Origin of the sequence: Thioalkalivibrio thiocyanodenitrificans ARhD 1 (genome assembly GCF_000378965.1) — a bacterium.
In the GTDB taxonomy this organism is placed as follows: domain Bacteria; phylum Pseudomonadota; class Gammaproteobacteria; order Ectothiorhodospirales; family Ectothiorhodospiraceae; genus Thioalkalivibrio_A; species Thioalkalivibrio_A thiocyanodenitrificans.
The window spans coordinates 400,086-424,619 of record NZ_KB900536.1; the positions used below are offsets into that span (position 1 = coordinate 400,086).

At 64.2% G+C, this 24,534-nt stretch carries 24 protein-coding genes and 2 tRNA genes; 23 read left to right on the top strand and 3 right to left on the bottom strand.

Annotation, left to right across the window (positions count from 1 at the left end; all coding sequences use genetic code 11):
- A complete protein-coding gene (senB, locus tag THITHI_RS0101750) occupies positions 1-954 on the bottom strand; it encodes a selenoneine biosynthesis selenosugar synthase SenB (protein ID WP_018231349.1) in 954 nt (317 codons plus the stop codon).
- A 60-nt stretch (positions 955-1,014) separates the two neighbouring features.
- Here senB and senA point away from each other — a divergent pair, with 60 nt between their 5' ends.
- From senA to lysS, 17 genes are all read left to right on the top strand, one after another.
- Positions 1,015-2,313, top strand: a complete 1,299-nt coding sequence (senA, locus tag THITHI_RS0101755; RefSeq protein WP_232199372.1) for a selenoneine synthase SenA — start codon at positions 1,015-1,017, stop codon at positions 2,311-2,313.
- A gap of 106 nt (positions 2,314-2,419) precedes the next feature.
- Positions 2,420-2,496 (top strand) — tRNA-Val (locus THITHI_RS0101760).
- Between the two features lie 133 nt (positions 2,497-2,629).
- Positions 2,630-4,561: a threonine--tRNA ligase gene (gene thrS, locus THITHI_RS0101765; protein WP_018231351.1), complete on the top strand. Its 1,932-nt coding sequence runs from the start codon at positions 2,630-2,632 to the stop codon at positions 4,559-4,561.
- Positions 4,562-4,564: 3 nt separating this feature from the next.
- Positions 4,565-5,080: a translation initiation factor IF-3 gene (gene infC / locus THITHI_RS0101770; protein ID WP_083908631.1), complete on the top strand. Its 516-nt coding sequence runs from the start codon at positions 4,565-4,567 to the stop codon at positions 5,078-5,080.
- Between the two features lie 95 nt (positions 5,081-5,175).
- Entirely contained in the window at positions 5,176-5,373 is a 198-nt protein-coding gene (gene rpmI / locus THITHI_RS0101775) for a 50S ribosomal protein L35 (protein WP_018231353.1), read from the top strand.
- Between the two features lie 12 nt (positions 5,374-5,385).
- Positions 5,386-5,745, top strand: coding sequence for a 50S ribosomal protein L20 (gene rplT, locus THITHI_RS0101780; protein ID WP_018231354.1), 360 nt, complete (start codon positions 5,386-5,388; stop codon positions 5,743-5,745).
- 110 nt (positions 5,746-5,855) lie between these two features.
- Positions 5,856-6,875, top strand: coding sequence for a phenylalanine--tRNA ligase subunit alpha (pheS, locus tag THITHI_RS0101785; RefSeq protein ID WP_018231355.1), 1,020 nt, complete (start codon positions 5,856-5,858; stop codon positions 6,873-6,875).
- Positions 6,876-7,034: 159 nt separating this feature from the next.
- Positions 7,035-9,407, top strand: coding sequence for a phenylalanine--tRNA ligase subunit beta (gene pheT, locus THITHI_RS0101790; RefSeq protein WP_018231356.1), 2,373 nt, complete (start codon positions 7,035-7,037; stop codon positions 9,405-9,407).
- 4 nt (positions 9,408-9,411) lie between these two features.
- Positions 9,412-9,711 (top strand): integration host factor subunit alpha, encoded by a 300-nt coding sequence (ihfA, locus tag THITHI_RS0101795; RefSeq protein WP_018231357.1) that lies wholly within the window; start codon positions 9,412-9,414, stop codon positions 9,709-9,711.
- Positions 9,692-10,048: a MerR family transcriptional regulator gene (locus THITHI_RS0101800; protein WP_018231358.1), complete on the top strand. Its 357-nt coding sequence runs from the start codon at positions 9,692-9,694 to the stop codon at positions 10,046-10,048. Before ihfA ends, THITHI_RS0101800 begins: the two co-directional genes overlap by 20 nt.
- A 138-nt stretch (positions 10,049-10,186) precedes the next feature.
- A tRNA-Pro gene (locus THITHI_RS0101805) sits at positions 10,187-10,263 on the top strand.
- A 265-nt stretch (positions 10,264-10,528) separates the two neighbouring features.
- On the top strand, positions 10,529-10,714 hold the full coding sequence (locus THITHI_RS0101810; RefSeq protein WP_018231359.1) for a hypothetical protein: 186 nt from the start codon (positions 10,529-10,531) through the stop codon (positions 10,712-10,714).
- Between the two features lie 213 nt (positions 10,715-10,927).
- A complete protein-coding gene (locus tag THITHI_RS0101820) occupies positions 10,928-11,353 on the top strand; it encodes a phosphate-starvation-inducible protein PsiE (RefSeq protein ID WP_026185965.1) in 426 nt (141 codons plus the stop codon).
- A gap of 5 nt (positions 11,354-11,358) precedes the next feature.
- The gene (locus THITHI_RS0101825) at positions 11,359-12,387 is read left to right on the top strand and encodes a hypothetical protein (protein ID WP_018231362.1); all 1,029 of its coding nucleotides are present in this window, start codon (positions 11,359-11,361) and stop codon (positions 12,385-12,387) included.
- Complete coding sequence (gene recJ, locus THITHI_RS0101830) at positions 12,384-14,132, top strand: single-stranded-DNA-specific exonuclease RecJ (RefSeq protein WP_018231363.1); 1,749 nt, start codon at positions 12,384-12,386, stop codon at positions 14,130-14,132. The genes THITHI_RS0101825 and recJ overlap by 4 nt, the downstream gene beginning before the upstream one ends.
- Positions 14,133-14,240: 108 nt before the next feature.
- Positions 14,241-15,336 (top strand): peptide chain release factor 2 gene (gene prfB / locus THITHI_RS0101835; protein ID WP_156820448.1). Its coding sequence is split into 2 segments (ribosomal slippage): positions 14,241-14,312 and positions 14,314-15,336, totalling 1,095 coding nucleotides; the frame shifts between segments, so codons are not numbered across the junction.
- A gap of 53 nt (positions 15,337-15,389) precedes the next feature.
- Positions 15,390-16,889, top strand: a complete 1,500-nt coding sequence (lysS, locus tag THITHI_RS0101840; RefSeq protein ID WP_026185967.1) for a lysine--tRNA ligase — start codon at positions 15,390-15,392, stop codon at positions 16,887-16,889.
- Between the two features lie 129 nt (positions 16,890-17,018).
- Here the strand turns inward: lysS and THITHI_RS20730 are convergent, their stop codons facing one another.
- Together THITHI_RS20730 and ygfZ are read right to left on the bottom strand one after the other, a co-directional pair.
- Positions 17,019-17,174 carry a hypothetical protein gene (locus tag THITHI_RS20730; RefSeq protein ID WP_018231366.1) on the bottom strand — a complete coding sequence of 52 codons (156 nt, stop codon included), beginning with the start codon at positions 17,172-17,174 and terminating at the stop codon, positions 17,019-17,021.
- Positions 17,174-18,238: a CAF17-like 4Fe-4S cluster assembly/insertion protein YgfZ gene (gene ygfZ, locus THITHI_RS0101850; protein ID WP_018231367.1), complete on the bottom strand. Its 1,065-nt coding sequence runs from the start codon at positions 18,236-18,238 to the stop codon at positions 17,174-17,176. Before ygfZ ends, THITHI_RS20730 begins: the two co-directional genes overlap by 1 nt.
- 185 nt (positions 18,239-18,423) lie before the next feature.
- On the opposite strand from ygfZ, the gene sdhC reads away from it, so the two are divergent.
- The 6 genes from sdhC (at position 18,424) to THITHI_RS0101880 (ending at position 24,463) form a co-directional block, all read left to right on the top strand.
- Positions 18,424-18,804 (top strand): succinate dehydrogenase, cytochrome b556 subunit, encoded by a 381-nt coding sequence (gene sdhC / locus THITHI_RS0101855; protein ID WP_018231368.1) that lies wholly within the window; start codon positions 18,424-18,426, stop codon positions 18,802-18,804.
- An 8-nt stretch (positions 18,805-18,812) separates the two neighbouring features.
- Positions 18,813-19,148 carry a succinate dehydrogenase, hydrophobic membrane anchor protein gene (gene sdhD, locus THITHI_RS0101860; protein ID WP_018231369.1) on the top strand — a complete coding sequence of 112 codons (336 nt, stop codon included), beginning with the start codon at positions 18,813-18,815 and terminating at the stop codon, positions 19,146-19,148.
- Positions 19,139-20,902, top strand: coding sequence for a succinate dehydrogenase flavoprotein subunit (gene sdhA, locus THITHI_RS0101865; protein WP_018231370.1), 1,764 nt, complete (start codon positions 19,139-19,141; stop codon positions 20,900-20,902). Before sdhD ends, sdhA begins: the two co-directional genes overlap by 10 nt.
- A 56-nt stretch (positions 20,903-20,958) precedes the next feature.
- The gene (locus tag THITHI_RS18285) at positions 20,959-21,849 is read left to right on the top strand and encodes a GGDEF domain-containing protein (RefSeq protein WP_083908633.1); all 891 of its coding nucleotides are present in this window, start codon (positions 20,959-20,961) and stop codon (positions 21,847-21,849) included.
- 226 nt (positions 21,850-22,075) lie between these two features.
- Positions 22,076-23,245, top strand: coding sequence for an MFS transporter (locus tag THITHI_RS0101875; protein WP_018231372.1), 1,170 nt, complete (start codon positions 22,076-22,078; stop codon positions 23,243-23,245).
- 177 nt (positions 23,246-23,422) lie between these two features.
- Complete coding sequence (locus THITHI_RS0101880) at positions 23,423-24,463, top strand: TAXI family TRAP transporter solute-binding subunit (RefSeq protein WP_018231373.1); 1,041 nt, start codon at positions 23,423-23,425, stop codon at positions 24,461-24,463.
- The last annotated feature ends 71 nt before the right edge of the window (positions 24,464-24,534 follow it).

Consider the following 24,534-nt stretch of genomic DNA (forward strand, 5'->3'; position numbering starts at 1 on the left):
TCAGGACAAATGCCCGACCACGTTCTCAAGCGCAGCCTTCTCCTCCTCCGGCCGAAAGGCGGGGGCACGGGCCTCGCAGCTCCGGCGCAGGGACTCCACATAGTCCGGATCGCCCTCGGCGCGCAGCAGGCGTTTCCGCAGTGCCGCCGTGTCACCCACCGGATAATATCCCGGGTAGTCTTCGCCCAGCAGGCCGATATTGCCCGGGATGTCGGAGGCGATGACGGGCAGGCCCGCCACGCACGCTTCGGAGACCACGTTGGCGCCGCCCTCCATGATGGAACTTATCACCATGAGCCGCGCCCGGGCCATCAGGCGGCGTACCTGCCAGTGAGGCACTTCGCCGCGCCAGACGAAGCGCGGATTGATGCGGGTTTCCTGCAGCGCGGCGGCTTCCCATTCGCTGTCATGGGCGCGGCCCATGAGAACGATCCGCAGCCGCGAACCCGCCGGCAGATCACGCACGGCATAGGCCGGACGCAGCGAATCCTTTTCCTCGCGAAGATGTCCGGCCACACAGACATCGAAGCGGGATCTGACCGGGGGCAGGCGCCGGGGCAGGGGATCGGCGGACTGCAGGACGGTATGCAACCGGGTACGGAAACGGGCCGGAATGTCTTCATGGACCCGGTCATGGAGGCCGATCAGGGCGTCCGCCCGATCCATGCTTGCCAGAGTGGTCTCGGCGTGGGAATACTGGAACCGGTAAATGTCCGTTCCCGTCAGCACGACGATCAGCGGCCGGTGCGGATGGCGGTCACGGAAGGCACGGACGGCGTCCGCGCTGCGCCATGCATGCAATGCGATCATCATCCCGGCATCGCGCCCGTCATAGGTCGTGGAGACGCGGACCCGATGACCGAGATCGCGCAGGAACTTCGCCCAGCGGGTGGCCGTGGCCCGGTTGCCCGAGCGTGTGCCGGGCCTGGCCGGCGTGATCAGTGCGATGTCCATGTGACTGTTGCCATTCGACCGGGGGTTTGAATTCCAATGGATGTGCCTGCCACCCATCGCGTGCCTGCAGATCACCTCATCGAGATGCTGGGCGATGCCCGGAAGCGGACGCTCGCCCTGACCCGGGATCTGACCGGCGAGCAGGCGCTCGGGCCCAAGCTTAACATTGTGAATCCTCCCCTGTGGGAAGTGGGCCACGTGGGCTTCTTTCACGATCACTTCGCCCTGCGGACGCTTTACGGCCTGGACTACCGGCATCCCGATGCCGAAGCGCTCTACGATTCCGGCGGCATAGAGCATGATGCGCGCTGGGGTCTGCCGCTGCCGGACTGGGAAGACACGCTCGATTATCTGCGCACGGTCCAGGATGCCATGATTGAACGGCTGCCCGACGGGCTGGCCAGCGAGGCGCAGAGTTACGTCTACCAGCTCACCACCTTCCACGAAGACATGCACGGAGAGGCCTTTGCCTATACACGGCAGACGCTCGCGTACCCTCCTCCGGACATGGGTTCAATTTCGGGCGTGTCGCCGGCTCAACACGCCGGTCCCCTGGACGGTGACGTACACATCCCGGGCTGCATCCATGAGCTGGGTTCCGACGAGACCGTGCCCTTTCGATTTGACAACGAAAAGGGAGTCCATGCGGTGGATGTGCCGGCCTTCAGCATCGCCAGAGCACCGGTCACCAACGAGGCGTTTCGTGCCTTCGTGGAGGACGGGGGTTACCGGCGCCGTGAGTTCTGGAGCGAGGAGGGCTGGGCGTGGCGCAGCCGGGCGGGGCTCGACGCCCCGGTGTACTGGCACCATGCCGACGGGCACTGGCAGGTGCGCTGGTTTGACCGCTGGCTGACCCTGCCGCCCTGCCAGCCCGTGAGCCATGTCAGCGCTTACGAAGCCGATGCCTATTGCCGTTGGGCGGGCCGCCGGCTGCCCACCGAGGCCGAGTGGGAGGTCGCGGCCAGCCGGGTACCGGCCGGCGACGGCCGGGGGCTGCTGCCCGGCAAGCGGCGCTTTCCCTGGGGCGACACCATGGCTGGCCGGGTACCGGCCAATCTGGACGGTGACCGGCTCGGATGCGTGGACGTCGCTGCCTTCCCCGAGGGCGACAGCCCCCTGGGATGCCGGCAGATGCTGGGCAACGTCTGGCAATGGACAGCCTCCGTCTTCGGGCCGTTTCCCGGCTTCAAGGCCGATCTCTACGCGGACTACTCCGCCCCGTGGTTCGCGGAGCAGCGGCGGGTATTGCGCGGCGGCGGATGGGCAACCCGGAGCCGGTTGATTCACAACGGCCATCGCAATTTCTTCACCCCGGATCGCAACGACATCATCGCCGGTTTTCGCACCTGTGCCCTCTGATCGGGGCGCCCCGACGTCGCCGGAGCCGGCGGCTGCCGGCAGTGTGCGGGCGGGCCCTGGCGTTGTCGGGGGCGCGTGGCGATGGTAAGATCCCGGGTTCCAACGCAGGCGCGTAGCTCAGCTGGTTAGAGCACCACCTTGACATGGTGGGGGTCGTTGGTTCGAGTCCAATCGCGCCTACCAGGACTGCAGTGCGGGCTGCAAGCGACAGTCATCCGGAACAGAAACCGCTCCGGTACGGCTGATCGACTTGCAGCCTTTCTTTGCCAAACAAGCAGCGCACGACCCTTCGTACCGGCCGGCGCAGGAGACAGACATGCCCCTGATTACCCTCCCCGACGGAAGTGAACGGCGCTTCGATGGTCCCGTGACGGTGCGCGACGTGGCGGCGGATATCGGCCCCGGGCTCGCCAAGGCCGCCCTGGCCGGGCGCTTGGACGGGCGTCTGGTGGATACCAGCCACCGTATTGAGGACGATGCCGAGCTTGCCATCGTCACCGCCCGCGACCCGGAGGGCCTGGAGATCATCCGTCACTCGACGGCGCACCTGCTGGCCCAGGCGGTGAAGGACCTGTTTCCCTCGGCCCAGGTGACCATCGGGCCGGTGATCGAGGACGGTTTTTACTATGACTTCGCCTTCGAGCGCCCCTTCCATCCGGAAGACCTCGAGAAGATCGAGGCGCGCATGAAGGCGCTGGCGAAGGAGGACCTGCCCGTGGCGCGCTCGGTCATGGACCGGGACGAGGCCGTGGACTTCTTCCGGGGGCAGGGCGAGGAGTACAAGGCCCGCATCATCGAGGACATCCCCGCGGGAGAGACCATTTCCCTCTACCGGCAGGGAGATTTCATCGATCTGTGCCGCGGCCCCCACGTGCCCAGTACCGGCAAGCTCAAGGCCTTCAAGCTGACCAAGGTGGCCGGCGCCTACTGGCGCGGCGATTCCGCCAACGAAATGCTCCAGCGCATCTACGGCACCGCCTGGCCCGACAAGCAGCAGCTGGAGGATTACCTCCATCGCCTGGCCGAGGCGGAGCGCCGGGACCACCGGCGTATCGGCACGGAGCTGAACCTGTTCTCCATCCAGGATGAGGCCGGCGGCGGGCTGGTGTTCTGGCACCCGAAGGGTGCGCGCATCCGTCGGGTGATCGAGGATTTCTGGTTCGACATGCATGAGCGGGCCGGTTACCAGTTCCTCTACACCCCGCACATCGCCAACCTGGACCTGTGGAAGACCTCGGGGCATGCGGACTTCTACGCGGAGTCCATGTACGAGCCGATGGAGGACGACACCCAGGCGTTCCAGCTCAAGCCCATGAACTGCCCGTTCCACGTGCTGGTGTACAAGGACCGGCTGCATTCCTACCGGGACCTGCCGCTGCGCTGGGCGGAGATGGGCACGGTATACCGCCGGGAGATGTCCGGCGCCCTCCACGGTCTCATGCGCGTTCGGGGGTTCACCCAGGACGACGCCCATGTCTTCTGCCGGGAGGACCAGATCGAGGACGAGATCCTGCGCATTCTCGATCTGACGCTGGATGTGCTCCGGGCCTTCGGTTTCGACGACTACGAGGTCAATCTCTCCACCCGCCCGGACAAGGCGGTGGGTTCCGAGAAGATCTGGACGCACGCCACCGCAGCCCTCAGGGCGGCGCTGGAAAAGAAGGGCCTGGATTACTCGGTGGACGAGGGCGGCGGTGCCTTCTACGGCCCCAAGATTGACATCAAGATCCGGGATGCCATCGGCCGGGAATGGCAGTGTTCCACGGTGCAGCTGGACTTCAACCTGCCGGAGCGGTTCGGGATGGAGTACGTGGCGGAGGACAACAGCCGGCACCGCCCCATCATGATCCACCGGGCCCTGCTGGGCTCCGTGGAACGTTTCTTCGGGGTGCTCATCGAGCACTATGCCGGTCTGTTCCCATTATGGCTGGCCCCTGTGCAGGTGCAGGTGCTGACCATCACCGATCGGCAGGACGATTATGCCCGGGAAGTGGCCGAAAGCCTGCGCAATCGGGGCCTGCGGGTGGAGACGGACTTGAGAAACGAGAAAATTGGCTTTAAAATCCGCGAGCATACGCTACAACGCGTCCCTTATCTGCTGGTCCTGGGTGACCGGGAGATGGAGACGAAAACCGTGGCCGTGCGCACGCGAGCCGGCGAGGACCTGGGAAGCATGGATCTGGACGATCTTGCCCGGCGCCTCTCCGGTGAGATCGCGAGCCGCGGCCGCTCTCATTTGGAGGATTAACGTATCAGCGCTGGAAAAGAGACTCGTCTCAACGAACAGATCACCTGCCCCGAGGTCCGTCTGATCGACACGACCGGGGAGAACGTGGGGGTCGTGTCCATCGAAGAGGCATTGCGAATCGCCGAAGAGGCTGAACTGGACCTGGTGGAGATCTCGCCGAACGCGGAACCGCCGGTCTGCCGGGTCATGGACTACGGCAAGTTCAGGTTCGAGTTGAGCAAGAAGGCCCAGCAGGCGAAGAAGAACCAGAAGCAGATACAGATCAAGGAAGTGAAGTTCCGGCCCGGGACCGATGAGGGTGACTACCAGGTCAAGCTTCGCAACCTGAACCGGTTCATCAACGACGGCGACAAGGCCAAGGTCACCATCCGTTTCCGGGGTCGCGAGATGCGCCACCAGGAATTGGGCGCCAAGCTGCTGGAACGCATCGAGGCCGATCTGAGCGAGATCGCCACCGTCGAGCAGCGGCCCAAGATGGAAGGGCGCCAGATGGTGATGGTGTTTACACCGAAGAAATGAATGACACAGCCCACGTTCGGCGCCAGGGCGGCCGACGGGGGATACAGCGACCAAGGCGGGGCATTGCTCCGGCCTTTTGATTCAGGAGAGCAAACATGCCCAAGCAGAAGACCAACCGGGGAGCCGCCAAGCGGTTCAAACCCACCGGTTCGGGCGGGTTCAAGCGAGCCCAGTCCCACCGGCGGCACATCCTTACCAAGAAGAGCACCAAGCGCAAGCGTCACCTTCGCTCCACCGGCATGATTGCCGAGAGCGACAAGGCATCCGTGCGCCAGATGCTGCCTCACGCATAAGGAGACACCGCCATGTCACGAGTCAAGAGAGGCGTCACCGCCCACGCCCGTCACAAGAAGGTCCTGAAAAAGGCCAAGGGCTATTATGGTGCGCGCAAGAACGTCTACCGCGTTGCCGTTCAGGCAGTCACCAAGGCCGGCCAGTACGCCTACCGTGACCGCCGTCAGCGCAAGCGTCAGTTCCGGGCGCTGTGGATTGTGCGCATCAACGCGGCCGCGCGTCAGTTCGGTCTGTCTTACAGCCGCATGATGGACGGTCTGCACAAGGCCAATGTGGAGGTCGACCGCAAGGTGCTGGCCGATCTCGCGGTGTACGACATCAACGCGTTTGGGCAGATTGCCGAAAAGGCCAAGGCTGCCCTGGCGGCGTAACGTCCGCGTGCGCATGTGTCGGGATCCGTGAAACGCGGGCCCGATGGACGCTCGAGAGGGGAAAGGCCTGGCCTTTCCCCTTTTTATTTTCAACCCGAGGGGGACCCGTTGTGGAGGAACTCCAGAACCTGATTCGCGAGGCCCTCGAGGCCATCGACCGGGCCGCAGACACCCAGGCGCTCGATGCCCTGCGAGTGCGCTATCTGGGCAAGAAGGGCCTGCTCACCGAACAGCTCAAGGGCTTGGGCAAGCTGCCTGCCGAACAGCGCCCGGCGGCGGGACAGGCCATCAACCGGGCCAAGCAGCAGGTGAACGATGCGCTGGCCACCCGCCTGGAAGCGCTCGCATCCGCCGAACGCCGGCAGCGGTTGGCCGGGGAGTCCGTGGACGTGACCCTGCCGGGCCGACGCCAGGCGGTGGGCGGCCTTCACCCGGTCACCCGCACCATCGAGCGCATCATCGACCTGCTGGGCCGCCTGGGCTTTCAGGTGGCGGAGGGGCCGGAAGTGGAGGATGACTACCACAATTTCGAGGCGCTCAACATTCCGGCCCATCACCCGGCCCGTGCCATGCACGACACCTTCTACTTCGACGGCGGACTGCTGCTGCGCACGCATACCTCGCCGGTGCAGGTACGGGTGATGGAATCCGGCGAACCGCCGTTTCGCGTCATTGCCCCCGGACGCGTGTACCGCTGTGATTCCGATCTGACCCACAGCCCCATGTTCCACCAGGTGGAAGGCCTGCTGGTGGACGAGGATGTGACCTTCGCGCACCTGCGCGGCGTACTGGATGCCTTCCTGCAGGCCTTTTTCGAGCAGACGGATCTCAAGACCCGGTTCCGTCCGTCCTATTTCCCCTTCACCGAGCCTTCAGCAGAGGTGGATATCCAGTGCATGCACTGTGGCGGGGACGGCTGCCGGGTCTGCAGTCACACCGGCTGGCTGGAGGTGATGGGTTGCGGGATGGTACACCCGAACGTGTTCGCCCACGTGGGCATCGACAGCGAGCGCTACACAGGATTCGCCTTCGGCCTTGGCGTGGAGCGGATGGCCATGTTGCGCTACGGCGTCAATGACCTGCGGCTGTTCTTCGAAAACGACATCCGGTTTCTGCGGCAGTTCGCGTGATCTTAAAGATCGAATGGACAGGATGGACAGGATTTTTTCATGATTAACATAATCGTTTAAATAATTAATGTAATTATTTGTTTTAATTATATTTAGATCCTGTGAATCCTGCGAAATCCTGTTCATTATGTCCATTGGTTTACCAAAAGAGCGACAAGCATGAGAATCAGCAATCAGTGGCTTCTGGAGTGGGTGGACCACGGGCTGACGCCCGGGGAACTGGGGCATCGGCTCACCATGGCGGGTCTGGAGCTGGACAGCATCCAGCCGGCCGCACCGGATTTTTCCGGGGTGGTGGTGGGTCTCGTGCGCCAGGTGGCGCCGCACCCGGATGCGGACAAGCTGCGGGTCTGTCAGGTGGACGACGGTTCCGGCCAGCCTGTGCAGGTGGTGTGCGGGGCACCCAACGTGGCCGAGGGCATGCATGTGCCTTTTGCCCGGGTGGACGCGATGCTGCCCGGGGATTTCAGAATCAGGAAAGCCAGGCTGCGCGGCGTGGAATCCTTCGGCATGCTGTGTTCCGCGAAGGAACTGGGCCTGGCCGAGTCCAGCGAGGGTCTCATGCCCCTGCCGGCGGATCTGATCCCGGGCACCGATGTGCGCGAGGCCCTGAGTCTCGATGACCTCGTGCTGGAGGTGGACCTCACGCCCAACCGGGCCGACTGCCTGAGCATGGCGGGGGTTGCCCGAGAGGTGGCGGCGCTCACCGACAGGCCCCTGAGGGTGTCCGGCATCGCGCCGGTCAGCGCCGTGGTGGATGACCGGGTACCGGTCAGCATCGAGGCGGCGGCGGACTGTCCCGTGTATGCGGGCCGCGTGGTGCGCGGTGTGGATCCGGGGGCCGAGACACCGCTCTGGATGCGGGAAAGGCTGCGCCGGGCCGGCATCCGCAGCCTCGGTCCCCTGGTGGATGTGACCAACTACGTGATGCTGGAACTGGGCCAGCCCATGCACGCCTTCGATCTGGCGCGCCTGGACGGCGGGATCGTGGTCCGGCGCGCGCGGGATGATGAGAATCTCGTGCTGCTGGACGGGCAGGAGATCAACCTGACCGGCTCGGATCTGGTTATCGCCGACGAGAACAAGGTCCTGGCGCTCGCCGGCATCATGGGAGGCGAGGTCAGCGGCGTCGGGCAGGACACCCGGGATGTGTTTCTGGAAAGCGCCCACTTCACGCCCATGGCCATTGCCGGCCGCGCCCGTCAGCACGGCCTGCATACGGACTCCTCCCATCGTTTCGAGCGGGGGGTGGATCCGGCGCTGCCCACCCGGGCCCTTCAGCGTGTCACGGAACTGCTGTGCGGGATTGCCGGCGGCGAACCCGGGCCGGTGGTGGAAGCCACGGGTGCCGCGCCCCGGGAGGCCGCGCCCATCATGCTGCGGGCGACGCGCATCGCCCGCGTGCTGGGTGCCGTCATCGACGAGACCGAGGTCACCCGCTTGTTGTCGGCCCTTGGCTGTCACGTGGAACCCATGGCCGGTGCGTGGCGGGTCACGCCGCCGGGTTTTCGCTTCGATCTGGCCATCGAAGCGGACCTGATCGAGGAGGTGGCCCGGGTGCACGGCTATGATCGGTTGCCCGCCACGGTGCCCCCGTTGAGTCCGGAACTCGGGCGCATGGATGAGGCCCGGGTGCCGATGGCACGCATGCGCCACCTGATGGCGGATCTGGGGTACCAGGAGGCTGTGACCTACAGCTTCGTGGATCCCGAATGGGAACGGCTGTTCGCCCCGGATCACCGCCCGCTGGCACTGGCCAACCCCATCTCATCGGAACTGGCGGTGATGCGTTCCAGCCTCTGGCCGGGGCTGGTCAGGGCGCTCCGGCACAATCTCAATCGCCAGCAGGAGCGGGTGAGATTATTTGAAACGGGTCTGAGGTTCGTATCTCAAGGCAATGAATTAAAACAGGAATCTATGATCGCGGCAGTCGCCTGCGGACCGCTTCGGCCGCTGCAATGGGGGGAGCGGGCACGGGATCTGGATTTCTTTGATCTCAAGGGGGACCTGGAGAATCTGCTGGGCTTTGCGGACGGGGAGGTGCATTTCCAGGCGTCCGTTCATCATCCGGCATTGCATCCCGGTCAGTCGGCTGCCGTATCCCTGAACGGTGTACCCTGCGGCTGGATCGGTGCGCTCCACCCCGAACTGCTCGATCGCCTGGACCTGGATCGGGCGGTGTTTGTCATGGAGGTGAACCTGGAGGTGATTACCCGGGGTTCGGTGACAAAATTCTTTGAACAGTCCCGATTCCCGGCAATCAGGCGTGATCTTGCCATTGTGGTCGATGCGGACTGCCCGGCTGAGCGGGTGCTGTCCAGCATCCGGAAACTGGGGATTCCGTCCCTGCGGGAACTGGTTGTATTTGACGTATATACGGGCCAAGGCGTACCCGTTGGTCGAAAAAGTCTCGCTTTGGGATTGATTTTACAGGAGTTGTCACGCACTCTTACTGATGAGGAAGTGGATGAAGTCATTGAGGGAATCATCAGACAACTCGAACAGGATGTAGGGGCTACTCTAAGGGCGTGAAAGCATGGCGCTGACCAAAGCGGAAATGGCCGAAAAACTCTTCGACGAGTTGGGCCTCAACAAGCGTGAAGCCAAGGAACTGGTGGAGATGTTCTTCGAGGAGGTTCGAAGCGCGCTGGAGAATGGAGATCAGGTGAAGTTGTCCGGTTTCGGCAATTTCACCCTGCGCGACAAGAATCAGCGGCCAGGCCGCAATCCAAAGACCGGAGAGGAAATTCCCATCTCGGCGCGCCGGGTGGTGACTTTCCGCCCGGGACAAAAACTCAAAGCGCGGGTCGAAGCCTATGTTGGAAGCGGGGAATAACAGCGAGCTGCCGGCCATACCCGGCAAGCGCTATTTCACCATCGGCGAGGTCAGCGAGCTGTGTGGCGTGAAGCCCCACGTGCTGCGCTACTGGGAACAGGAGTTTCCCTCCCTGAAGCCGGTCAAGCGGCGCGGAAACCGCCGCTACTACCAGCGCCATGACGTGATCCTGATCCGGCAGATCCGAAGTCTGCTCTACGAGCAGGGTTACACCATCGGCGGTGCACGGCAGAAGCTGGCGGGTCAGGAGGCCCGCGAAGACACCAGCCAGAGCCAGCAGATCATGCGCCAGATGCGTATGGAACTGGAAGAGATCCTGCAGTTGCTCAAGCGGTAGGAGTGGCGTTTCCGGGGCGTGGGCGCAGCGGCAACCCATCAGCTTCCCGGTATCCGGCGATCCGGTGCGGACGGTTCGGCCCGCGGGTCGCCCGGCAGCTTTCCTTCCGCGACAGGATCGGCTATCCTTCGCAACCCTCGGGGCGTAGCGCAGCCTGGTAGCGCACCTGCATGGGGTGCAGGTGGTCGGAGGTTCAAATCCTCTCGCCCCGACCAGACACTTGAAAGACGGTCGACGATATTCGAGGAAGTATCCCCATGGACGGGGCAGTCCGCCGCCACCACTTTTCTGCCCGATCCCTACGCTCCGGTTTCTCAGGCACGCAATCGTGCGTGCCGCATGTGCCTCCCGCGAAGCCGATACGCCCGAAGATACGTCCAGGGTACCCGCTGGCCCGTGCCCGGCACCCCGGTGTTTGCCGGCCCTGACACAATCCGGGTAGGATCGGCGCTTGCCCGTGCAGTCAGGGGAGTTCAACCGATGGGATTTCTGAGAAGCAGGATTGTGATCTGGGCGATCATGATCGCGGGCGCGCTGGTCATTACGGTTTCACCGATCCTCGGCGTTCTGATACTCGTGGTGGGTGTCGTGGCCTGGGGGTTCGATATATACGACACTTCCGTGTCCGCCCGGGCGGCGCGATCCAGGTCCGATGACGAAGGTTGAGACCGGCCGGAGGCTTCGTCTTTATCCGCCCGCGTCAGGACCGGCGGGCCCACTCGTTCCCATCGGTTAACGCCGCCGCCATACCGCACGCAGAGACCCGTTCCGCCAGATGAACCCTGACGGAGTCGGTCTCGTTGCTTTCCCGCCCCAGGCTGTCGGGAGCGGGTACAATGACCGCCATGCACCGCTCCGGTCCCGCGAGGAGGGCCTCCCATGCCCACGACCGTCCGTACAGCAGGCCTCAGGTCACTGAAGCTGATGGAGTACGCAGCACTTGCGACCATAGCGGTCGCCACGGGAATTGCCATCATCCAGGAGGTCCTGGTGATGGTCGAGCGACTGGAGGTGCGCCTGGCGGACCTGCTGCTGCTGTTTATCTACCTGGAAGTACTTGCCATGGTGGGTGTGTATCTCCGGTCCGGGCAACTGCCGGTGCGCATGCCGATCTATATCGCGATCGTGGCCCTGGCCCGATATCTGATCCTGGACATGAAGGGTATGGATTTCTGGCAGGTGGTGGGTGTGACGCTGGGTGTGCTGTTGCTGGCCATTGCGGTCCTTGTGATCCGCTACGGGCATGTTCGCTTTCCCTATGAAGGCTACTCGGCGGACGAACCGACGGATCGGCGCGGCGGCTGAGCGCCATGCCGGAACGCGCACCTTCGGTGCTGTACCTGGTGGTTCCCGGCCTGCTCGACCGGGTTGCCGGATGGCAGGCGGATTTTGGTGACGTGGGGCATTACCCGGCGCTTGAATGGCTGCTTGCCCGGGCTGATGCGGGACAGGAGCAGGGCGCCGGCGTGGAGGCGGTGCTGTGTGCGTTGTTCGGTGTCCACGGCCCCGTGCCGGCCGGGGCACTGAGGCGCCTGGCCCTGACAGGCCGGCGGGACCCCGGGCGATGGATGTGCATGGATCCGGTGCATCTGGAAGCGGGCATGAAGGACCTGGTGCTGACCGATCCGGGGCAATTGCATCTCCAGACAGAGGAAGCCCGGGCGCTGGTGGGCCGGATCAATGCATATCTTGCGGACGACGCGTTGCAGGTCGAAGCCACCACCGCGGATTGCTGGCATCTGTGTCTGCCTGAATCCATGCCGACACCCGACACGGTCAGCCTGTCCCGGGTATCGGGCCGCCCGATCAATGCCTTTCTGCCCGCTGGCGGGGATGCCCGGTTCTGGCATCGGCGACTCAATGAATTGCAGATGCTCCTGTTCGACGCGCCCGAGAACCGGGCCCGGGAAGCGCGGGGCCTGCCCACGGTGAACAGCGTATGGCCCTGGGGTGCCGGCGGGCTTCCCGGGACGGTGCACGCGCCGTTCTCCCGGATCTACTGCGACGACCCGCTGGTCGCGGGGCTTGCCTGGTGTGCTGACCTGTCGGCCGCGCCCCTGCCGGACACCGCCGAACCGGTATTGGCCGGAAGCGGCACCCGTCTGGTTTGTCTGGATACGTTGTCCGGCGATGTGGCCCGCGATGACCTGGAAGCATGGCAGGCCGGCATGGAAGGTCTCGAGGCCGCCTGGTTTGCGCCCTTGCGCCGGGCCCTGGGTTCGTCCGCCCTGAGGCATCTGAGGGTATACAGCACCTGCGGGCCCGTGTTCGATCTCGTGCCCGGCGCGCGCTGGCGCCTGTGGCGGCGGGTACGGCCGTTGGCGGCGTTTGCGCCATGAAGGCCCCGAGAAGCATCAGGCGGAGAACGCTGCCCGCCGGCGTCGTGCTGCCCGAAGATGTACTGGGCCGCGTACTTGCCCTGCGCGGAGTCGTGGATCCGGCACAGTGCGAGTACGGATTGGCGGGACTGGCGGCCCCGCAGCTGCTCTCCGGCATCGACCGGGCCGTGGATTGCCTGGAACGGGCGTTGCGCCGGGACGAGCGCATTGTGGTGGTGGGTGATTTCGACGCCGACGGGGCCACCAGCACCGCCGTCGCCCTTCGGGCCCTGACCGCGATGGGTGCGCGGGATGTGCATTTTCGGGTGCCCAATCGTTTCGAATACGGCTACGGTCTGACATCCGGGATCGTCTCGGTACTCGCGCCTCTGAATGCGCGGGTGCTGGTGACCGTGGACAACGGGGTCTCGAGCCTGGACGGCGTGGCCGCGGCACGCGCCGCCGGCATGTCGGTGGTGGTGACGGACCATCACCTGCCGGGCGCCGTGCTGCCGGAGGCGGACGCCATGGTCAATCCGAATCTCCCCGGCGATCCCTTCCCCAGCAAGCATCTGGCCGGGGTGGGGGTGATCTTCTACGTGATGCTCGCCCTGCGCGCGCGCCTGCGCGAAACCGGCTGGTTCGCGCACCGGGGCATCGCCGAACCCAACCTGGCGGACCTGCTGGACCTGGTGGCCCTGGGGACCGTGGCCGACGTGGTGCCCCTGGATCACAACAACCGCATCCTGGTGGAACAGGGTCTGCGCCGTATCCGTGCGGGGGCCACCGTCCCGGGCATTGCCGCTTTGCTGGAGGTGGCCAATCGCAGTCCCGGGAGCACGGTGGCCGCGGACCTGGGTTTCGCCGCCGGACCCCGGCTCAACGCGGCGGGCCGGCTGGACGACATGGCGCTGGGCATCCGTTGCCTGCTGAGTGACGACCCGATCGAGGCCCGTGCCCTGGCGGCCGCCCTGGACGAGCTCAATCGGGACCGGCGCGAGATCGAGGCGCAGATGCAGGCCGAGGCGCTGGCGATCCTGGCCCATCAGCCGGTGGACGACTGGGGCCAACGGCACGGGATCTGTCTGTACGAACCCGGGTGGCACCAGGGCGTCATCGGCATCCTGGCCGCACGCATCAAGGAACGCCTGCACCGCCCGGTGATCGCCTTTGCGGATGCGGATGACGGGCAGGTGAAGGGTTCCGCCCGGTCCATACCCGGGCTCCATATCCGCGACGCCCTGGACGCGGTGGCCGCGCGCAATCCGGGGCTTGTCACCCGATTCGGCGGCCATGCCATGGCGGCGGGTCTGAGCCTGCCGCTTGCCCACCTGGAGGCCTTCGGCGAGGCCTTCGACCGGATCGTGGCAGAGCAAGTGGCACCGGAGGATCTGGAGGGGGTGATCCATAGCGATGGTGAACTGGCTGCTCACCAGATCAACCTGGAAACCGCCGCTCGACTGCGGGATGCGGGGCCCTGGGGACAGGGGTTTCCGGCGCCGGTGTTCGACGGCGAGTTCCGCGTGCTGGAGCGGCGCGTACTTGGCGAGCGGCACCTTCGCCTGCAATTGCGCGCTGCACCCGATGCACCGCCCGTCACGGGCATCGCCTTCAACGTGGACTGGAACGACTGGCCGGAGGATCGCGACCGTGTGCGGCTTGCCTACCGCCTTGAGGTCAACGAATTCCACGGCCTCGTCAGTGTGCAACTCATGATCGAGCATGTAGAGGCGATTCAAGATTCAATATTCAAGATTCAAGGGTGATGCGGTTCGGTGTCCTTGAATTTTGAATTTTGAATTGCCTCCCGCGCCTTATTCGCGGGAGGCACTTGGTGTACAATTTCACGCTTTTCCGAGCCGGAACCCGCATTCATGGAACTCAATCCGCTTTATACCCAGATCGACGATCTGCAAGGCCGCGTGGATGCCTTGAGGGGGTATCTTTGACTACGATGCCAAGCGTGAACGCCTGGAGGAAGTGAGCCGGGAACTGGAAGACCCCAACATCTGGAACAATCCCGAGAAGGCCCAGGAACTGGGCCGTGAGCGCGCCCGCCTGGAAGAGGTGGTGCTGCTGATCTCCCGCATGGACGAGGCGCTGGGAGACGCCAGGGATCTTCTGGATCTGGCGGCCGGCGAGGACGATGCGGAGACCGTGGGCGCGGTGGAGGCCGATCTGGCCGGGTTCGAGAACGACGTGGCGCAGCTGGAATTCCGGCGCATGTTCGCCGGCGAGATGGACGAGGCCAACGCCTACGTGGACATCCAGGCCGGTTCCGGCGGCACCGAGGCCCAGGACTGGGCCAACATGCTGTTGCGCATGTACCTGCGCTGGGGCGAACGGCGCGGTTTCAAGACCGAGCTGATGGAGGTCTCCGACGGCGAGGTGGCCGGCATCAAGAGCGCGACCATCAAGTTCGAGGGACCGTATGCCTACGGTTGGTTGCGCACGGAGACCGGCGTGCACCGGCTTGTGCGCAAGTCCCCCTTCGATTCGGGCAACCGCCGCCACACGTCGTTCGCCGCGGTGTTTGTCTCCCCAGAGGTGGATGACAGCATCGAGATCGAGATCAACCCGGCGGATCTGCGGGTGGATACCTACCGGGCCAGCGGTGCCGGCGGACAGCACGTGAACCGAACGGAATCCGCCATCCGCATCACGCACATGCCCAGCGGCGTGGTGGTAGCCTGCCAGGCGGACCGTTCCCAGCACAAGAACCGGGACACGGCCATGAAGCAGCTCAAGGCCAAACTCTACGAGATCGAGATCCAGAAGCAGAATGCCGAGAAGCAGGCCCTCGAAGATACCAAGTCCGACATCGGCTGGGGCAGCCAGATCCGTTCCTACGTGCTGGACCAGTCCCGCATCAAGGATCTGCGCACCGGCGTGGAGGTGGGCAATACCCAGGCGGTGCTGGACGGGGATCTGGATCAGTTCATTGAGGCATCGCTGAAGAGCGGACTGTAATGAAGTGGGAAGGGTGAATTGGGAAGTGGGAAGTACTTGAAGCGGGCAGAATGATGATTGAAAAAGAGCAGGGCCAGGACGAGCACAAGCTGATTGCGCAGCGGCGGGAGAAACTCGCGAAGCTGCGGGAGCGGGGACTTGCGTTTCCCAACGACTTCCGGCGCAACGTCATGGCCGGCGAGCTGCATGCCGAATACGATGACAAGCCCGGAGCGTTCTTCGAGGAGAACACGATTCGCGTGGCCGTGGCCGGGCGTATGATGGCCAAGCGCGTCATGGGCAAGGCGAGTTTCACACAGATCCTGGACATGTCCGGACGTATCCAGTTGTTCGTGCAGCGCGACAGTCTGCCGGAGGGGGCCTACTCGGATTTCAAGACCTGGGACGTGGGCGACATCCTCGGTGCCGAGGGCAGCCTGTTCAAGACGAAGACCGGTGAGCTCACCGTGCAGGTGGACACGCTGCGCCTGCTGACCAAGTCCGTGCGTCCCCTGCCCGAGAAGTTTCACGGGCTGTCCGATACCGAGACCCGCTACCGGCAGCGTTACGTGGATCTGATCATGAACGAGCCGGTCAGGGAGACCTTCCGTGTCCGTACCCGTGTCATTCAGTATGTCCGCAGTTTCCTGGATCAGCGGGGATTTCTCGAGGTCGAGACGCCCATGATGCAGGCGATTCCGGGCGGTGCGGCCGCGCGGCCCTTCGCCACCCATCACCATGCCCTGGACATGCAGCTCTTCCTGCGCATCGCGCCCGAACTGTATCTCAAGCGCCTGGTAGTGGGAGGATTCGAGCGCGTCTACGAGATCAACCGCAACTTTCGCAACGAGGGTCTGTCCACCCGGCACAATCCGGAATTCACCATGGTGGAGTTCTACGAGGCCTACGCCACCTACCATGATCTGATGGACCTGACCGAAGACCTGTTGCGCGGCCTGACCCTGGACGTGCTCGGCACCACGGTGGTCGCGTACCAGGGTGAATCCTACGACTTCGAACGGCCGTTCACGCGCATGACGGTCAGGGAGTCGATCCTGCACCACAATCCCGACGTGAGCGAGGCGGACCTGGACGACCCGGAACGTGCGCGGGCCGTGGCCACGGGTCTGGGGATACCGCTGAAGGACAGCTACGGTTTGGGCAAGGTGTGGATCGAGATCTTCGAGAAAACGGTGGAGGACAACCTCAAGCAGCCGACGTTCATCACTGCCTATCCCACCGAGGTTTCACCGCTCGCCCGGCGCAACGACGAGGACCCCTTCGTTACCGATCGCTTCGAGTTCTTCGTGGGTGGACGCGAGATCGCCAACGGCTTCTCGGAGTTGAACGACTACGAGGACCAGGCGGAGCGATTTCGCAGGCAGGTGCAGGAGAAGGAGGCGGGCGACGAGGAGGCCATGCACTTCGACGCCGACTATCTGCGCGCCCTGGAACACGGCATGCCCCCCACCGCCGGCGAAGGCATTGGCATCGACCGCCTGGTGATGCTGCTCACCGACAGCCCGTCCATCCGGGACGTGCTGCTCTTTCCGCATATGCGGCCGGAAAGCTGAAAGAGGGTTCAAAGTTCAAGGTTCAATGTTCAAAGGGCCTGCATGTGAAGCGCCAAGGTATCGTAGCGCAGCAGTTTCTTTGAACTTTGAACATTGAGCCTTGAACCTCAAGCTTCAAATCGGCCTTCATCAGACCAGCCGCAGCCACCCTGCCACCAACAGCACGGTCATGATCCCGCCGACGATGTAGAGGATATTGGACAAGCGCTTGTTGTTGGGGCGGCTGAAGAACGCCGCCCAGAACACGAGCAGGACCAGGACGACCAGGAAGAACAGGAAGCGCATCAGGACGCCGCTGCCATGTCGAAGGGGTAGGGCAGTGTCTCCAGTGTTACGTCAGGACCGCCGTCTCCCGCCAGGCGCAGCCCGCCCGCCTCGGCGGCCGCGATCTGCAGCACGGCCAGCGCGGCCACGTTGCCGTCCGGGTGCAGCTGGGCATCGACGATCTGACCGGCGGCCTGGGGTTCCCCTTTGTCATCCGTGGCGGCACCCAGGATCTCGGTGCCCGGTGTCGGGGGATCGTCCGTGTCGATGGAGATGCGATACATGCGGCGCTTGAGTTTGCCCAGATAATGCATGCGGGCCACCACCTCCTGACCGGGGTAACATCCCTTCTTGAAGCTCACGCCGCCGATCAGCTGCATATTGGCCATCTGCGGCACGAAGGCCTCACTGGTGGCGGGCGTGACGGTGGGAATGCCGGCCAGGATGTCCAGCAGGGCCCACGGCCCGGCGCCCACCGGGGCACAGCGCACGTTGAGTTTCTCGTAGAGGCGCATCATGGGTTCCAGCTCGCCGTAGCATTCGAAGCGAGGGTGCGGTCCCGGAACCCGAACGGCGGTGATGTCTCCCGGGTGTATGATTGCGTCCTCCGATTCGGGCGCCGCGCCCAGGGCCGCCTTGAGTTCGTCAACCGCATGCGGGCCGGAGAGGCCAAGACGCACCAGCGCGTCGTCGGCATCCTCCAGCGTGACCCGGCTGCGCAGCACGAACATGTGCAGCCGCTTGAGCGTCGGCTCCACCAGGGCGCGATGCAATCGCAGGTAATAGCTCTCGCCCCGCATGAACAGGCGGAAGTTCGCCAGCATCCGGCCCTTGGGTGTGCAGTAGCTGTTCATCTGGCTGGTACCGCTGTCCACGCGCAGCACGTCGTTGCTGAACTGGCCCTGAAGGAATGCGGCGGCCTCGTCGCCGTGGGCCGCGATCAGGCCCGTGTGGGACAGATCGCAGATCACGTCACCGCTGGTGACCACCCGCCGTTCCCGCTCGGCGTTGCCGTAGTGGGCCACCAGACCGTCGTCGAACTCGGCACCGGCATCGGTGAGAAAGGCTTTCCACTCGGGTTTCATGGTATCTCCTGGAGGGGAACGATCATCCGGGCATATTAGACCAAAGGGCGAAATTGGTGTCAGTAGCTGACATGGGGGAACTAAGACGTTAACCTTGGGGTGGACAAGGACAAAGACGATGCTGGTGTCCCGTTGCCTGGTCTGATGTCGCCTGCCGGCCCATAAAAACCATAGGAGTGCCCCGCATGCGCCGAGACGGTCGGCCTGTGTTTCTGAATCTGCTCCAGATTCGACTCCCGATCCCCGGGGTGGTTTCCATCGCGCATCGAGTTTCCGGCGTCCTGCTCTTCCTTGCCATCCCCGTGTTCCTGCTGCTCTTTCAGCGCTCCATGCAGGGCGAGGCCGGCTTCGCCCAGACCCTGACATGGCTGCAGAACCCCCTGGTCATGCTCATGACCCTGGTGGTGGTGTGGAGCCTGCTGCACCACTGGCTGGCGGGGATCCGCTACCTGTTCATTGATCTGGATATCGGCGTCGAGCGTATGGCGGCGCGGCGCACGGCCTGGGTGGTGCTCCTCCTGGCCCCGGTGCTCACCCTGATCCTGCTGGGGGTCCTATGGCTATAAGAGGGGGGATGAGCGGCATGGGGCCCTGGCTGTGGCAGCGCCTCACGGCGCTCTATCTGGGCGTGTATATCCTGGTCCTGCTCCTGGCTCTGGTGTTCAGCGGCGGTCCGGACGCGGCGGCCTGGCGGGGCTGGATGAGCCACCCCCTGGTGCTGCTGGCCACGGCGCTGTTTCTGGGCGCGTGGCTGCTGCATGCCTGGATCGGGCTCCGGGATGTGGTGGTCGACTATGTTCACCCCTTTGCCAGCCGCGTTGCGGTACTGACCACGGTGGGGCTGTTTCTGCTGCTCTGCGGGATCTGGGGCATCTACATACTCTTTCAGGCGGCATCCTCATGGGCGTAACGGTACGCAGGTTCGACGCACTCATCATCGGCGCCGGCGGGGCGGGTCTGCGTGCGGCACTGCAGCTGGCCAATGCGGAGGCCAGTGTGGCGGTGGTCTCCAAGGTCTTTCCCACCCGTTCCCACACGGTGGCGGCCCAGGGGGGCGTGAATGCGGCGCTGGCCAACGTCCTGCCGGACAGCTGGCACTGGCACATGTTCGATACGGTCAAGGGGAGCGACTACCTGGGCGACCAGGACGCCATCGAGTACATGTGCCGGGCCGCGCCCAAGGTGGTCTACGAGCTGGAACACTTCGGCGTGCCGTTCTCGCGCCTGGACAACGGCAACATCTACCAGCGGGCCTTCGGCGGCCAGAGCCAGAATTTCGGCAAGGAGCAGGCAGCCCGGACATGCGCCGCCGCCGACCGTACCGGCCATGCCATCCTGCACAGCCTGTACCAGCAGAACATCCGTGCCAAGACCCATTTCTTCGACGAGTTCTTTGCCGTTGATCTGCTCCAGGACGAGTCGGGCCATGTGCTCGGTGCGCTGGCATTCGAGATCCTCACGGGTGAACCCATCGTTATCGAGGCCAAGACGACGCTGCTGGCCACGGGCGGCGTGGGACAGCTCTACCGTACCTGCACCAACGCGCTCATCAACACCGGCGACGGCATGGCCATGGCGCTTCGCGCCGGCATCCCCCTGCAGGACATGGAGTTCTTCCAGTTCCATCCCACCGGCATCGCCGGGCGCGGCATGCTGATCACGGAAGGGGTGCGCGGCGAGGGCGGCTATCTGCTCAACCGGGACGGTGAGCGCTTCATGGAGCGCTATGCCCCGAATGCCAAGGATCTGGCCAGCCGGGATGTGGTGAGCCGGGCCATCTACACCGAGGTCAAGGAAGGCCGCGGGTGCGGCAAGGACAAGGACCACGTTCTCCTGCAGCTCTCCCACCTGGGTGCCGAAAAGATCAAGCAGCGCTTGCCGGGTATCCGCGACACCTGCATCACGTTCCTGGGTCTCGATCCCATCGATCACCCGATTCCCATCTACCCGACCGCCCACTACATCATGGGCGGCATCCCCACCGATCGCTTTGGCCAGGTGGTGACGCCCTTGAAGGATACCCCCGAGGACCCGGTGCCGGGGCTCTACGCGGCAGGGGAGGCGGCCTGTGTCTCGGTGCACGGGGCCAACCGTCTGGGGGGTAACTCGCTGCTGGACATCCTGGTGTTCGGTCGGGCCGCTGCCAACCATATCATCGATTTCCTCAGGGATAATCGTTACCACCGACCCCTGTATCAGCCGTCCGTGGATGCCGCACTGGAGCGGCTGCATCGCTGGGACCGCAAGGGTGACGGCGAGCATGTGGACCAATTGCGCCAGGAGCTTCGCAAGGTGATGGAGGACCACTGCGGCGTTTTCCGCACCGAGGAAGTCATGGCCGAGGGGGTGGAGAAGGTCAAGGCCATCGCCGCACGGGTGGAAGATGCGGTGCTCCGGGATCACAGCAAGGTCTTCAACACCGCCCGCGTGGAGGCCATGGAGCTGGAGAACCTGGTGGACTGTGCGTTGGCCACGGTCCAGTCGGCGCTGGGCCGCAAGGAGAGTCGCGGAGCACATTCCCGCATCGACTACCCGGATCGGGACGATACCCAATGGCTCAAGCACACGCTCTACTTCAGGAACTCCGACAGTCTGGACTACAAGCCGGTGCGCACAAAGCCCATGACGGTGGAAAGCTTTCCGCCCAAGGTGCGGACCTACTGATCGGGGCCCGCATGTGATGCGCCGCCTCCATTCCAGTCCCCCGAGGTGAGCCCGTCATGAGCGGGCTTATGGACCGCGTCGATGTTCTGCAGAAGGTCCTGTGCGTCCTGCCCGTGGGCGTGTGGATCACGGATGACCAGGGGGTGATCCGCTACGGGAACCGGGTGGGACAGGAGATCTGGCAGGGAGCTCGTTACGTGGGCATGGATCAGTTCCACGAGTACAAGGGCTGGTGGCTGTCCACCGGGGAGCTGATCCGGGCAGAGGAGTGGGCTGCGGCCCGTGCCCTGTCCCGTGGGGAGACCTCCATTGACGAAGAGATCGAGATCGAGTGTTTCGACGGCACCCGAAAGATCATCCTGAACTCCGCGATGCCGATACGAGGCGAAGACGGCAGGATCGAGGGCGCCATCATCGTCAACATCGATATCACCCGGCGCAAGCGCATGGAGATGCGCCTTCGGGAGATCTCCGAGCACGACTACCTGACCAACACCTACAACCGGCGCCAGATGTACAGGCTGCTGAGCGTCGAGTTCGATCGTTCGAAGCGTTACGGAACGCCGGTCAGCGTCATGATGTTCGACGTGGACAACTTCAAGGCCATCAACGACACGTACGGGCACATCGCCGGCGATACGATCCTGACACGCATGGTGGACGTGATACGGGCACACCTGCGGAGTTCGGATCATTTCATCCGGTTCGGTGGAGAGGAATTCGTGGTCATCCTCCCCGGCATTGATGTGCCGGAGGGTGTCCAACTGGCGGAGCGCATGCGCAGGCTGGTGAAGAGCATCGATTTCGATTTCACCTCGGGCGTGACCTGCAGCTTCGGGGTGTGCGGACGTCACGAGGATGACGATATCGATGCCTTGATCCGGCGTGTGGATCGTCTGCTGTACCGGGCGAAGGACGGGGGGCGGGACCGCGTCGTGGCCGGCTGAGCGGGTATGGTACGCACCCCCGGCCCGGGGGAGACGCAGGGCAATCAACGGGTATACTTGCCTTCATTTTTCACCGCCCGATGGCCGAGAGCACCGTCACCACCCGTCTTTGCGACCCGGTGACCCGGCGCTTCCCGGGTTGCGTTGTGCCCGTGCGGTCGGCCTGACGTAATGCCGTTCGCGCCGGCACCGCCTTGTGGGCCGTGTGCCAGAACTGGAGATTCCCTTGCCCATCACCCACCTGCTTACCATCCAGTACTGCACCGTCCTGGTGATGGCGGCACTGTATGCGCCGCAGCCGCTGCTGCCCGTGCTCTCGGAGGCCTTCCAGGTGGGCGAGGCACGCGCATCCCTGTTGATCACCGTGACCCTGCTGCCTCTGGCGCTCGCCCCCATCGCCTACGGTTTTCTGTTGCAGCGTGTCTCGGCCAGGCGGTTGCTGATGGTCTCCATCTGGGTTCTGGCGATCAGTCAGGCAGCGGTCTTCCTGGTGGACCGTTTCGACCTGTTTCTCGTGCTTCGCCTGATCCAGGGGTTGGCCATCCCGGCCATGCTCACGGGACTGATGACCTACCTGGGGGCCAGCGCGGGACCCGGACGGATCCCCCAGGTGATGGCCATGTATGTGGCCTCCACGGTGATGGGGGGGTTCCTGGGCCGGGCGCTTTCCGGCGCCATTTCGGCCGGCTTCGGCTGGCGCTGGTCATTTCTCGCCTTTGCGATGGCCACGGTACTGGGCGCGCTGCTGCTGCAGCGCCTGAAGTCCGATCCGGCGGTCAGTTTTCAGCGGGTCGATCCGGGCGCGGCTCTGGCGGTGCTGCGCAGGCCCCAGTTTCTTCGTCTGTACGGCGTGGTGTTCTGTGCATTCGGGGCATTCGCCTCCCTGCTCAACTTCCTTCCCTTCCGGCTCACGGAACTGGGCCTTGGACTCAGCGAGCGAGGCATCGGGCTGATGTATTCGGGTTACCTGATGGGGGTGGTGGTCTCGCTGGTATCGCTGCATCTGGCCAGCCGGATAGGCGGGGCCATGAATACCATGCTGGTGGGTGTCCTGGTGCTCATGTTGGCCCTGGTGTTTTTCGCCATGGGGTCCCTTTGGGTGATCTTTGCCGGGATGTTCGTCCTGTGCGCCGGCATGTTCCTGATCCACTCCCTGGCGCCCGGCGTGCTCAACCAGCGCACCGGCGAGCAGCGGGGTGTGGTCAACGGGCTCTACATTGCCTTTTACTATGCGGGGGGGACGACGGGTTCGTTCCTGCCGGGGTTTATCTACCACGGTTTCGGCTGGCATGCCTATCTGGCAAGCCTCGCGGTGGTGGTGGCCGTGGGTGGCTGGCTGCTCCGGGGACTGCGACCCGCCCGGAAGGCGCCGAAAGTCCCGGCGGGGCGGCCATGAGTCGTCCGGCTTGTGCTATGGTTAAACTGTTGTTCAAGGAGGCTCTTCGGCAAGGATGTTATGGTATAACGCACATGATTCCGCCTGATCGGCCGCCGACCTGTGGATCGGCGGCGTCGGCATCGTGTCTGGGGCCATTTACCCGGAGCGCCAGACAATAATAACGGAGAGGTAAACATGTCATCGGTCAAGTCTCGTTTCTTCAGTACGCTTGTCGCGCTCGGCTGCACAGTGGCTCTCACCATGGCGGCCATCCAGCCGGCCGAGGCGCAACGACAAACCATTCGATTCGCCACCTCCAATGTGGGTTCCTACGGTTATGCCGTCGGCAGCGTGATGTCCGACGTGCTGCAGCGGAACCTGGGCAGCGACTTCGCGGTGGTCGTGCAGCCCTATCCCTCCACCTCGGGCGCCATGATCTCGGTGATGAACGGGGAAGGGGAATTCGGGTACACCGCCGACGTGGGCATGCGCAGCCTGTACGACGGAGGTCGTCCCTATGACGATTTCACGCCGCGGCGCGGGATGCTCGTGCACAGCCTTTACGTCTATCCCATGGAGACCTTCATGCTGGTGGCGGACCGGCGCAAGGATGAGTTCAGCTCCTATGCGGATTTCGACGGCAAGCCCGTCTTCTTCACGCCCGCAGGCTTCATGAACTGGCTCAACATGCGGCGCATCTTCGCCGCGCTCGGCTACGAGTTCAATCATGTGGAGATCGACAGCTCCACCGTGGCCGACGCGTTCGAGGCCGGTACCATCGACGGCTCCGCCGGTTACACCACCGCCGGGGCATCGCTGCCCACCTACTGGCGCGAGGCCGAGCTGCGAGCCAATCTAGCCGCCATCAACCTCACCGAAGAGGAGATGGACAAGCTCCGTGCCGCCGGCCTGGGTCCCGTGGAAGTGGATCCCTCCAAGGCCTTCAGCCAGGAGCTGGGCGTTGATCGCATCTGGGGCGTACCCATCTACTTTGCCTATAATGTCCGTGCGGATTTCGATGCGGACGTGATGAAGCGGATCCTGGATATCCTCCACGAGAACGTGGATGTGCTCGTGGAAGGTGACCCGGGATTCGGTCCGCTGGCGGCCGATTTCGTCGGCACCCAGGCGGCCGGTGTGGCGGCCAATCCGGACATCCCGGTGCATCCGGGATTGGCGGCATTCCTCAAGGAACACGGTCAGTGGAACGACAGCTGGACAATTGCCGGTCAGTAACAGGTAGTTGATGAAGCGCCACAGGGCGGGAAGCGATTACACGTTCCCGCCCTTTTTTCGTTCGCTTAAGG